This window comes from Phosphitispora sp. TUW77 (genome assembly GCF_048453025.1).
In the GTDB taxonomy this organism is placed as follows: Bacteria; Bacillota; Thermincolia; order Thermincolales; family UBA2595; genus Phosphitispora.
Genome location: NZ_CP156677.1, coordinates 1,554,744 through 1,566,950, shown reverse-complemented (window position 1 = coordinate 1,566,950; position 12,207 = coordinate 1,554,744). Strand labels below are relative to the sequence as shown.

The 12,207-nt window shown below is 42.6% G+C and carries 8 protein-coding genes; 7 read left to right on the top strand and 1 reads right to left on the bottom strand.

The genetic code is table 11. The features are described from left to right. Positions 1–75: 75 nt before the first annotated feature. Complete coding sequence (locus tag ABFY19_RS07390; protein ID WP_418790017.1) at positions 76–471, bottom strand: TIGR04086 family membrane protein; 396 nt, start codon at positions 469–471, stop codon at positions 76–78. A 94-nt stretch (positions 472–565) separates the two neighbouring features. Here ABFY19_RS07390 and ABFY19_RS07385 point away from each other — a divergent pair, with 94 nt between their 5' ends. From ABFY19_RS07385 to addA, 7 genes are all read left to right on the top strand, one after another. Beyond that, positions 566–1,609 (top strand): HlyD family secretion protein, encoded by a 1,044-nt coding sequence (locus ABFY19_RS07385; RefSeq protein WP_418790016.1) that lies wholly within the window; start codon positions 566–568, stop codon positions 1,607–1,609. A gap of 11 nt (positions 1,610–1,620) precedes the next feature. Beyond that, entirely contained in the window at positions 1,621–2,394 is a 774-nt protein-coding gene (locus ABFY19_RS07380; protein ID WP_418790015.1) for an ABC transporter ATP-binding protein, read from the top strand. Between the two features lie 12 nt (positions 2,395–2,406). Then, entirely contained in the window at positions 2,407–3,540 is a 1,134-nt protein-coding gene (locus ABFY19_RS07375; RefSeq protein WP_418790014.1) for an ABC transporter permease, read from the top strand. Positions 3,541–3,725: 185 nt separating this feature from the next. Next, complete coding sequence (locus ABFY19_RS07370; RefSeq protein WP_418790013.1) at positions 3,726–4,226, top strand: hypothetical protein; 501 nt, start codon at positions 3,726–3,728, stop codon at positions 4,224–4,226. Between the two features lie 35 nt (positions 4,227–4,261). Further along, entirely contained in the window at positions 4,262–4,837 is a 576-nt protein-coding gene (locus tag ABFY19_RS07365) for a hypothetical protein (RefSeq protein ID WP_418790012.1), read from the top strand. 140 nt (positions 4,838–4,977) lie between these two features. After that, positions 4,978–8,460, top strand: coding sequence for a helicase-exonuclease AddAB subunit AddB (addB, locus tag ABFY19_RS07360; RefSeq protein WP_418790011.1), 3,483 nt, complete (start codon positions 4,978–4,980; stop codon positions 8,458–8,460). Continuing rightward, positions 8,457–12,203: a helicase-exonuclease AddAB subunit AddA gene (gene addA / locus ABFY19_RS07355; protein WP_418790010.1), complete on the top strand. Its 3,747-nt coding sequence runs from the start codon at positions 8,457–8,459 to the stop codon at positions 12,201–12,203. Before addB ends, addA begins: the two co-directional genes overlap by 4 nt. The last annotated feature ends 4 nt before the right edge of the window (positions 12,204–12,207 follow it).

Below are 12,207 nucleotides of genomic sequence, written 5' to 3'. Positions count from 1 at the left end.
ACATGTGAATTTCAAGTGGAAACTGTATCAGTAACAGTCCGTTTGGAATTGTTTTGTCTCCTCCTATTAATTTTCTTACTCTCCAACACCCCAGATACCTCCTAGACATCCTGCGATTATTGAGGCTAGGATTTTTTTTAGGACTGTAAACCCAAAAACTCCATTGGGAAATATCATACTAAACAATAATGTTAGAACAAGGAATGTCAAACCTACTCCTAAGCCGTGCAGCCATCCCATTTTACCGGCTTTTCGTGCCGAAATAAGGCCTCCCAGGAAAATGCTGATAAACAGTATTGATAACCCAATAACAGGAACCAGGCGTTCATTAAAAATAGTATAGAACATTACTGTACCGCCAATGGCCATAAGAATTATTGATGCAATCACCGCAAGTAGAGAACCATAAAGAATGGCTGCCAAATTGATGTTCCAAGTCCATTTAACCGCTGTGGTCAGCTTGGGACACATAAAAACACCTCCTAAAATTCAATTATTTGTACAAAAATATTATAGAAGCACTTGAAATATTACATTAATTAAAAAAACTGAAGGAGGTATTACAATGAAAACCATATCTCGCAGACTTATAAAAAAGATAAATGGCATGTTATTGATAGGAGCTGTAATATTGATCTTTGTATCTATTACAGGTTGCAGCGGCAATGATTTTAATGGAGTATCAGCTTCGGGTACAGTTTCTGCCGCAGAAGTGAACATGACTGCTGAGATTGGGGGCAGGATTATAGATGTTACTGTTAAAGAAGGTGTTTATGTTAAAAAGGGGGAGGTTTTGGGACATCTAGAATCCAAAATTCAGGCTCTTCAGGTAAATTCAGCAGAGGCCGTACTTTGCGCAGCAATAGAAAAGGCTAAGGAGACCAAGGCTGGAAACAGAGCCCAGTTAATAGCCCAGGCTCAAATGACAATTGAACAGGTTGATTCACTTCAGCAGGGAGCTAGGCAAGCAATGGAAAATTCACGGGGAACCTTGGAACGGATGAAGGAGCTTTTTATAGAAGGTGGGGTTACACAGCAGCAAGTATCTGATGCTGAAACTGCTTATGCAACTGCAAAAGCCCAATATGAGTCTTATGGTTCGCAAAAGAAGTCGGCAGAGCAACATCTTGACCTGTTGAAAAGCGGGGCCACCAGGGAAGTGCTTAATATCGCTGATGCCGGGGTAACGCAGGCACAGGCAAACCTGGAAATTGCCAAAACAAACCTGGAAAAAACTATTCTTTATGCTCCGGTTGACGGAATTATAAGTTCAGTTAACTTTAATGAAGGGGAAGTTGTTTTAGCAGGATCCAGAGTCTTAACTATAATGGAAACTAAAGACATGTGGATAGATGTTTATGTAAGTGAAACTGAGCTGCCCAAAATAAAACTTGGGCAGCAAGCGGAAATTAATATTGATGCATTTCCAGAGAAGGTATTCCATGGTGAAGTAAACTTTATTTCCCCTGAAGCTGAGTTTACTCCCAAAAATCTTCAGACTAAGGATGAAAGGGTAAATATGGTTTTTGGAGTAAGAGTAGCCGTGATTGATGGAAAAGATATTCTAAAAACCGGGCTTCCTGCAGATGTTAAGATACTGACCCATTAGGGGGAATATGTATGGAAAATGCAGTTATGATAAACGAACTGACCAAAAGATTCGGAAACCATGTTGCGGTCGACAAGATTTCCTTTGCTGTAAAACCTGGTGAAATATTTGGCTTTCTAGGTCCCAATGGGTCTGGGAAATCAACTACGATTCGGATGCTGTGTGGTATTCTGACACCAAGTTCCGGGGCCGGGCAAGTATTGGGATTCGATATATATTCCCAGGCAGAGCAGATAAAGCAAAATATCGGATATATGTCACAAAAGTTTAGTTTATACGAAGAACTTACAGTTTTAGAAAACCTGAAGTTTTACGCCGGGGTTTACGGTCTGGACCGTTTACAGCAAAAAAAGCGAATTTCCCAGGTTATTGAACTGGCTAGCCTGGACGGCAGGGAAGGATTTCAGGCAAGGATGCTGTCAGGGGGCTGGAAACAGAGGTTGGCACTAGGGTGTGCATTGCTGCACAGGCCGCAGCTGCTGTTCCTGGATGAACCTACAGCAGGTGTTGACCCGGTTTCCAGGAGGATTTTCTGGGAAATTATCAGGTATTTATCAAATTCAGGGATTACAGTATTTGTGACCACTCACTATATGGATGAGGCTGAACTATGTGATACCACTGGTTTTATTCATAATGGTATGCTTGCTGCCTATGGGACTCCGGAAAAGCTTAAAAAAGAATTTGGCTATAAAACTCTTGAGGATGTATTCATTTCCTTTGTGGGGAATCAGGAGCTAAACAAGGTAAAGGAATTGTTTGAGAGGGAGATATTATTTCCATAAAGGGTGAAGATAATGAATATACGCAGAATAATTTCAATTATAAAAAAAGAAATAATTCAGATTAGAAGAGACCCGCCCAGTTTAGCTATGGCTTTTGTGCTGCCGGTAATGATGCTGTTGATTTTTGGTTATGCGGTAACTACAGATGTGGAACACATAAAAACTGTTGTTCTGGATATGTCCAAGAGCCATCAAAGCAGGCAGATGGTTACTGTTTTTAAAAATACCGGGTATTTTGACCCTGACCTGTATGTTGAAAGTTACGATGAAATAAACCATCTTCTTGACAGTGGTGATGCCAGGGTGGGTCTTATAATTCCCTCTGACTATGCCATTAAGCTTCATCGTGGCGAACAGGCAACGCTGCAGCTTTTGGTTGATGGGTCTGACCCTTTGGTAGCCCGTACTGCGCTTTCCACAGCACAAGTAATTACACAGAAAGAATCTTATGATATTAAAGTAAAGACAATCAGGCAGGCAGGAATAGATCCCGACCTTAAGCCTGCTGTGGACCTGAGATACAGGATTTGGTATAACCCGGACATGGTGAGCTTGAAGTTTAATATCCCGGGTTTGATTGGACTTATAATGCAGAACATTACAATCCTTCTTACGGCGTTTGCCATGGTTCGGGAACGTGAGAGAGGGACATTGGAACAGTTGATTATAACACCGGTAAAGCCTGCAGAACTAATAATCGGCAAGTTGATACCCTATATTGCAATCGGCTTTGTAGATGTGTTAATTATACTTGGATTCGGTATGTTTTGGTTTAATGTGCCGGTTAAAGGGAGCATTATACAATTGTTGATTTTTTCTTTGGTGTTTTTAATGGGTGCTCTTGGGCTGGGGCTGTTTGTTTCCACAGTTGCCAAAACCCAGCTTCAGGCAATGCAAATAGGTTTTGCCATTATACTTCCCAGTGTGCTTTTATCGGGATTTATGTTCCCGCGGGAGTCGATGCCCCAGATCATTCAGGTAATTGGTTATGCTTTGCCCGTGACTTATTTTATGCAAGTTTTGCGTGGCATTATATTAAAAGGGGTAGGTTTTACTTTTCTGTGGAAGGATATTATTATATTGACTGCTTTTGCTATATTTATTCTTGGCCTTTCTATAATCAGGCTAAACAAACGCCTTGATTAAAAACATTAACACAGTTGAGTACAATGTATTTCAGTCCATGAATCCCGCATTTTACACCTTGAAATCTGCATTTTAAACTTTATTATAGGAAGAGTACAAAAAAATATGTAATAATAATTCAAGGATAACCATAAACAATAAGTTTCCTGATACCGCAAATAATTATAAACGGAGATGAGATAAACTTGTACTCTTCAAGGCTATATTTATTAGCTTTATCTTATGAAGCAATTTTAGTATATCTGATTATTTTCGCAATTATCTTAGTATATATATTTATTAGGACCAAGCGAAATCTTATAAGAGATATTCAGAAAAACGTGCTTGTTCAAAATCCGGAACTCATTTCTCTGATGGCCTTTGCGGTCAGGCATAAAAGACGCGCATCGTTTTTTGCGGGATTAATGGAGATTTGCGGGAGCGGGATACTGACAATAACGCCGGAAGGGGTTCAATATTTAGGTTACAAAGGCCGGAGAATTCCTGATAATTTATCTGTTGCCGCAAATGAATTTGAAGTGGTCTGGCTTGGCAAAGTTATGCCTTTAAGCCCTCTGTATTGGTTAGTTGTTAAGGATGGTAGTACAAAACATTATTTTACCGCAGAAACTGGAAAAACGTTTTCAGCTAATAAGGAAGAAACCAAGGAAATTTATGACTATATTTGTTCACAGGTGAGCCAATAGAACAGTTGCTGTGTGTATAAAAAAGGATTGATTTCATGGACTTGAAGTCAAAGGTATTATCGGCACTAAAGGTGGCTTTTAAGGGAAGAGCATTTGGTGAATCATTTTTGGATTCACACCAAGGTTTTTATATTAATGAAATAAAATCATCAGCTTGTATACAATTTAATGTTATTGCAGAGCTTTACAGTATTTCTATGAATGGAACTTCAGCTTACAATTATTGGTTAATCAACTGTAATGATGATAAGATTGTTACAGTGGACACTCTTAAAAGCTTTCTGCTTAGTATGGCTGACATTTCAGAGAAAAACATCAGAAAAACATTTATTACTTCAAGATATCCTTTTAACAGGTCTGCACTAAGATATGCCTTTGAAAATAATATTGGGTTGGCACGAATAGCGCCTTTGGGTTCAAATCCAAAAATTGATATAGGCACTAACCTAATTCAGGGAATAAGCCCCTTAGAACTAAAAGAGGCCTTGTGCACCAATGAATTTGGCACCAGAAGAAAGGAGTTTTACGGTTTTAACAGCAGTGGGAAAATTGAACAGTTAGGGTCTTTAGAAAATTATTTCCGCAGTGAAATGTTCAGCATAAATTTATGAAGCATATAACTGCCCGTCAATAGGGGGCGGTTTTTTTATGTTTAATGTAAGTTTAGGTGTGATTAATCATCTCTTATGGCAAAGGAATAATTAAATTAAGCGGCGAATTGTTCCTCAAACTGAAAGTTGAGGTGGAGGGTTTGGAACTGGGTTTTATTTTGGGACGAGCCGGTACCGGGAAGACGAGATATATATTGAATAACATAAAAGAAGAACTGAAAAAGAACGGGGACGGTTCTCCAATAATTATATTAGTGCCAGAACAGGCAACATTCCAAACGGAATATTATCTGTCAGCCAAACTTGGTTTGGAAGGCTCTATAAGAGCACAGGTGCTGAGTTTCCGAAGGCTTGCTTATAGGGTTCTGCTGGAGACCGGGGGGGCAGCTTGTATACCGGTGGGTGAACTTGGTAAGCGCATGATTTTGCGTAAACTTTTAGAAAAACATAAGCATGAATTAAGAGTGTTTGGGAGTATTGCCGGACGTACTGGTTTTCCGGATAGTCTTGCCAGGAGTATCGGAGAAATGAAGACATATCTGATATCACCCGATAAACTGGAAAATGCAGCATTAGTACTGGTGAAACAAGGTTTACTTTTAACAGATAAGTTAAATGATATGGCTCTTTTATATAGAGAACTGGAAAAACAACTTGAAAACAGATACACAGACCCCGATGATTACTTGGACCTTTTGGCAGCTAAGATTTCCGGTGCTGAAACTTTTAATCAGGCTGAGTTCTGGATAGACGGATTTAAAGGATTTACTCCACAGGAACTAAAAGTAGTTGAAGCAATTCTACGGTCGGCTAAATCAGTGAATATAAGCCTATGTATAGACCCAATGGGTGCAGAAGATGAACTTACAGAAAACGATGTTTTCTATCCGGTATGGGATATTTATAATAAACTTAAAAAGATTGGGGTACAGTTGCAAGCAAAAACAAAAAAACCGGTCATTTTCTGTAGTGAGCCGCCACAGCGTTTTTGTTCGGCAGGTGACCTGGCCCATCTTGAGAAATATTTTTATAGTTATCCGGCGCCGCAATATCATCAAAAACAAGGAAATGTCCGAATAGTTGCTGCTGCCAACAGACGGGCCGAAGTTGAAGCCAGCGCACGGGAAATTATCCGCCAGGTAAGGGATGAAGGCAGACGGTGGCGTGATATTACCGTTTTGCTGCGAGAAGTGGAAATGTATCATGACTTGATAACAGGAATATTTACAGACCATGATATTCCTATTTTTGTTGATCATAAACGAAAAGTAATGCACCATCCACTGATTGATTTGATTCGTTCTGCATTAGAAGCTGTAGTAAAGAACTGGGCGTATGAGCCGGTATTCCGATACCTGAAAACAGACCTGGTTCCGGTTGACAGGGAGAATATCTATATTTTGGAAAATTATGTGCTGGCCCATGGTATTAGGGGATCCCGGTGGATGGATGATAAGGAGTGGTCTTTTAAAAAAAAGGATGCCTTAGGGGATGACAGGGAGCTGACTGAAAAAGACAAAGCGGACCTGGAACTAGTTAACCATACCAGGAGAAGGGCAGCAGCTGAGTTAGCCGCTTTTTGCCGTAAAATTAAAACTGCTGGAAATATTCGGGAGATAACGGTTTGTTTATATGAACTGCTGGAAGACTTGGATGCCGGGAATACGATAAAGAGATGGACTGAAACAGAACAAACTGCGGGAAACACTGTATCTGCCAGAGAACATATTCAAGTTTGGAAAAATGTAATTAATTTGTTTGATGAGATAGTTGAAGTTTTGGGAGATGAGCAAACTAATTTGCATACTTACGCAGAAATACTGGAAGCCGGTTTTGCCGGCATGACACTTGGAATGATACCACCTGGTCTTGATCAGGTAGTAGTTGGTTCACTTGACCGCTCTCGTAATTATGACATTAAAAACGTGTTTATATTGGGAGCTAGTGAAGGGGTATTACCGGCCAGGATTTTTGATGAAGGTATTTTTAATGATATTGAACGAGAAAAGCTGGAGCTGGCGGGAATTGCCTTATCACCAGGAAGCCGTAAAAGGTGTTTTGAGGAACAGTTTCTTGTTTATAACGCTTTAACCAGGGCCAGTGAGCGGTTATGGATCAGTTACCCGCTGGCTGATGATGAGGGCCGGGCTATGGGGGCATCACCGGTTATATCCAGAATTAGAGAACTGCTTCCTGAAGTAAGGGAAGACAGTTTTCAGGTTGAACCATTTCTGGGTAGTGAGGCAGAAGGCTTGGAATTTCTGGTGTATTCAGGAAGAGCCAAGTCTTATCTTGCCGGAAGACTCCGTGCAGTCGTGTCTGGAAGGCCTATTCACGGCATCTGGTGGGAGCTTTACAACCTCTTTGTTACAAGTGACACTGAGGGTCATATAGCACAGGCCATCGAAGCTGTGTTTGCAGACAACACTGAAAAGAAACTCAGCAGAAATACCAGTAGTATGCTTTATGGAAAAAATATCAAGGCTAGTGTCTCCAGAGTAGAAATGTTTATGGCCTGCCCTTTTGCACATTTTTCTTCTTATGGACTGAAGCTTAAGGAAAGAAAGTTGTTTCGTCTTCAAGCTCCCGATATTGGGGAACTTTTTCATACAGCCTTGAAAATGTTTGTACATGAGGCGGAGAGGGATAGGGATGACTGGGGGAATATGAGCAAGGAGGCATGTCTAACCCTTAGTGAGCAAATAGTTGATGAACTGGTGCCAGGACTGCAAAATGAAATTCTTTTGAGCAGTGCTAGATACCGTTATCTGACGGGAAAACTCAAAATGGCAGTGAACAGGGCTGCTTTGGTCCTTACTGAGCACGCGCGCCGCAGCAGTTTTAGGCCCTGTGAACTGGAAATGTCATTTGGGCCGGGATGCCGGATGCCGGCAAAGCTTGTCAGGCTTCCAGGAGGTGACACCCTGGAACTTGTCGGGCGTATTGACAGGATTGACAAGGCGGTTTCAGAAAATGGCATATATTTAAGAGTTATTGACTACAAATCTCGAGATCACCGCCTAAGTCTTGCAGAAGTTTATTATGGCCTAAATTTGCAGTTGGTAACTTATCTACATGTGGCGCTGGAGTATTTTAATAAAACCAATTCCCAGGGCTATCCGGTAAAACCGGCAGGGATTTTGTACTTCACCGTTGCTGACCCTTTGCTGCAAGTTCCTGGGCCAATGACACCTGAAGAGGCTGAGAGAGCAGTAGCTTTAAAATTAAAGATGAAGGGTTTGTTTTTAAATGACAGGGATGTGTTCAGGTTAATGGATGGACTGACAGAACAAGGATATTCGGACTTATTTCCGGTGAGGATTAATAAAGACGGGACTTTTAGCAGCAGCGCCTCTGTTATTGGAGAACAGCAATTTGAACTGTTGTGTCGTTACATAGAGACAGTGTTTCAGGAGTATGGATTAGAAGTACTAGGTGGTAATGTGGATATTACTCCTTTTAAGATGCAGGCCCAAAATGCCTGCTGGTACTGCCGCTTCAAATCAGTTTGCAGTTTTGATATTCTTATGGACGGAAATCATTTCAGGGTTTTCCGTTCTATCGCGGAAAATGAAGTTTGGAAGCTGATATCCATAGCCGGCGGGGAAGGAGATAAATCATGACCTCTTCAAAATGGACCGTAGAACAACATGAGGCTATAACCGCACGAGGATGTAACCTGCTCGTTTCTGCAGCGGCCGGCTCAGGAAAAACCGCTGTGCTGGTGGAACGGATTATCAGGCAGATAACTGATATTTACAATCCTGTTGATGTGGACAAGCTGCTGGTGATGACTTTTACTAAGGCGGCAGCGGCTGAAATGAGGGAGCGGATAAGTGCCGCGATATCCCGCGAACTCAACAGGAACCCTGATTCCCTGCACTTAAGGCGTCAATTTACTTTGTTAAACAGGGCATCGATTACTACCCTGCATTCATTCTGCCTCGATATCCTGCGCCGGTATTTTTATAAAACTGACCTTGACCCAGCCTTTAGGATAGCTGATGATAACGAAGCGGCCCTGCTGCGTCTTGAGGTGCTGGAGGAGTTATTTGAAGATAGTTATGAGAACGCAGATGAGAATTTCCTTAAACTGGTTGATGCTTATGGCGGTTTAAAGGATGACAGCTTTCTTCAAGAAATGGTTTTGAAGCTTTATGAGTTTTCGCACAGTAATCCATGGCCTGAAGATTGGCTGGCAGGTATTTGTGAAAAGTATCTGGCCGCATCAGAGGGGGGACCCCCGGATGCCCTTGATTGGGGAAAGGCAATCATGGAATCAGTAAAAATGCTCTTTACAGGGTGTCATGACATCTTGATTGATGCGGTGAGGACGGCATCCCTACCCGGCGGCCCTGCTGTTTACTTGCAAAACCTCACTGATGATATCAGATTAGTCGATGATTTACTGAAAGCCGCCGCAATTTCATGGGATTCACTATTCCATGAAATTAGCAACGCGACGTTTGCTAAGCTCAAACCCTGCAAGGGAACTGATATTGATGAATATTTGCGTGATAAAGTTAAGAACTGCCGCGATGAAGTGAAAAAGACAGTCAATAGAATCAGGGACGATTTTTTCTCGCGGCCGGGGGCAGAATTGACTGCCAATCTTGTATTAATAGCACCACTTGTGCAAAGGTTGTCTGATTTAACTGTGGAATTCACGGCACGATATGCCAAAGTCAAGATTGACCGGTCCCTGGTCGATTTTTCCGACCTGGAGCATCACTGCCTGAAAATATTGATGAACCCGGCATCGGCACCCGGAATGATAATTCCTTCTGAAGCTGCACTAGAAATACAGGAGTATTATACCGAAGTCTTTGTCGATGAGTATCAGGACACCAACGAAGTCCAAGAAACAATTTTAGATATGGTCTGTGGAACAGGGGAGAGTGCTGCCAACCGGTTTATGGTCGGGGATGTTAAACAGTGTATTTACCGGTTCCGCCTGGCAGAGCCTGATTTGTTTCTGGAGAAGTACTACCGCTATCCACGTTCCCAAGGGGGGCCTGACAGGGGAATTGACCTTACCAAGAATTTCCGCAGTCGCCGGGAAGTTGTGGCTGCAGTCAATTTTATCTTCAGACAGGTGATGACCGGAACCATGGATAAACTGGTATATGATGAGAAAGCGGAATTGGTACCCGGAGCGGAGTATCCTGATTGTGCAGCTAATGTTCCTACAGCGGCTGAAAATCCTGTTGAAGTATATTTGCTCGAAAAGAATCATGTTTCCATAGAAACTGAAAGTGAACCGGAAGACTTGGATGCTGTCCAGCGGGAGGCGCGGATAATTGCACAGAGAATTAGGGAAATGGTCCTGGGCGGTAAAAGTGACGGTGCTCAGGGACTTTATGTGTTTGATGGAAAACTAGGTGATTATCGGCCGGTACAGCACCGCGACATTGTCGTTCTGCTCAGGACTACAAGGAATATGGCAAATGTATTTCTTGAAGAATTCAGGGCAATGGGAATACCGGCATTTGCTGACCTGGGCACAGGATATTTTGAAGCTGTTGAAGTGGAGACTATGTTATCACTCCTTAAGGTGATAGACAATCCAAGACAGGATATCCCTTTGGCAGCTGTACTGCGTTCTCCGGTGGTTAAACTCACCGCTGATGAAATGGCCATTGTACGAGCCTATGACAGTACAGGAGACTATTATGATGCAGTGCGAACATGTGCCGCATCCGGCACATGTTCAGGCATAAAACTGCAGGTATTTCTGGAGAAGTTAGATACTTGGCGAACTCAGGCAAGAAGGGGAACCCTTTCAGAACTCGTTTGGAAGCTGCTCAACGAAACAGGATATTTTGCTTATGTGGGCGGTATGCCCGGAGGCGCTCAGCGCCAGGCGAATTTGCGTGCTTTATATGACCGGGCCTGTCAGTTTGAGGCTACCAGTTTCCGGGGTCTCTTCAGGTTTCTCAGGTTTATTGAACGGTTCCGGGACACGGGTAGTGACCTTGGAACAATAGGGGCACTGGGTGAGAATGAAGATGTTGTAAGGGTTATTAGTATACATAAGAGTAAGGGACTTGAATTCCCTGTAGTATTTGTTGCTGGGTTGGGTAAACAATTTAACACCTCAGACCTCAGTGAAAAATCACTGCTCCATAAGAAAATGGGCCTTGGGCTTCCAGTGGTAGATCCAGTTCTGCGTTTGACCTATCCAACAATTGCTCAGCATGCTATTAGGCTTGCCTTGAAAAATGAACTTCTTGCTGAGGAGATGCGGATATTGTATGTGGCGCTCACGAGGGCCAGGGAAAAGCTGGTCTTAGTGGGAACAGTGCAAACTCTTCCTCAGGCATCTCATTGCTGGTGTGAAACGGCGCGGAGGGCCGGCTCTAAACAGTGCTCTCTTCCTGAGAATTCACTGATATTGGCCAGAAACTGTCTTGACTGGTTGGGACCGGCTTTAGCAAGGCATCCCGATGGTATCGCTTTGAGAAAAATGTCTCCCCAAACCGAGGAGGATTTTCCGCTTCTTACTGATTCTACGAGGTGGGAAATAGTTTTCCCGGGGCCAAACGTATCCAAGCAGGTTCTGCCGGAAGTGAGCTGTGAGTATGCAGAACAACTGGAAAAAGTGAAGCATATGGAACCGGTTGCAGTTGACCAAAAATATGGGGAATTTCTGAAAAAGTGCCTTAATTGGAAATATCCCTATAAAATATTTGCCGGTATACCTGCGAAGGCTTCAGTTACCGAATTAAAGAAAAGGTTTGCTACAGCGGATCTGGAAGAAACTGGGGCAGATCTAATGATTGAAAAAATGTCAGATATGCCGGCGATCAGACCAAAATTTATCCAGCAGCACTCCGGTTTGTCCGCAGCGGAAATAGGTACGGCAATGCACCTGGTGATGCAGCATATGAAACTGGAAGAAGAGTTAAACCGTGATTCTGTTGTCAGGCAGGTGCAGAAAATGCAGGAAGCCGGGCTGCTAACAGATGAACAGGCGGTATCAGTCAATATTGATGTTCTGCTGAAGTTTTTCAGAGGACCCCTGGGGCATAAGTTGAAATCAGCCTTAAGGGTCAAACGGGAGCTGCCTTTTACTTTAGCCTTGCCGATATCCGAAATATATTCTGCAGCAGGTGATTTTGGTGATATAAACGAGGAAAAGGTAATAGTCCAGGGTATTATAGACTGCTTAATTGAAGAAGCTGATGGCTATGTTCTTATTGATTACAAGACAGACAGTGTTGCTCCGGGAAGAATTTTGGAAGCGGCCAATAAGTACATGGGACAATTGAATTTGTATGGGTTGGCAGTGGAACGGATATTTAAGAAACCGGTGAAGGAGAAATATCTTTACTTTTTTACAGCAGGTAGTGAAGTACAGTGTTAGGGGA

Coding starts and splice junctions, on each gene's coding strand:
- ABFY19_RS07390 (WP_418790017.1), bottom strand. CDS start 471: ATGTGTCCCAAGCTGACCACAGCGGTTAAATGGACTTGGAACATCAAT.
- ABFY19_RS07385 (WP_418790016.1), top strand. CDS start 566: ATGAAAACCATATCTCGCAGACTTATAAAAAAGATAAATGGCATGTTA.
- ABFY19_RS07380 (WP_418790015.1), top strand. CDS start 1,621: ATGGAAAATGCAGTTATGATAAACGAACTGACCAAAAGATTCGGAAAC.
- ABFY19_RS07375 (WP_418790014.1), top strand. CDS start 2,407: ATGAATATACGCAGAATAATTTCAATTATAAAAAAAGAAATAATTCAG.
- ABFY19_RS07365 (WP_418790012.1), top strand. CDS start 4,262: ATGGACTTGAAGTCAAAGGTATTATCGGCACTAAAGGTGGCTTTTAAG.
- addA (WP_418790010.1), top strand. CDS start 8,457: ATGACCTCTTCAAAATGGACCGTAGAACAACATGAGGCTATAACCGCA.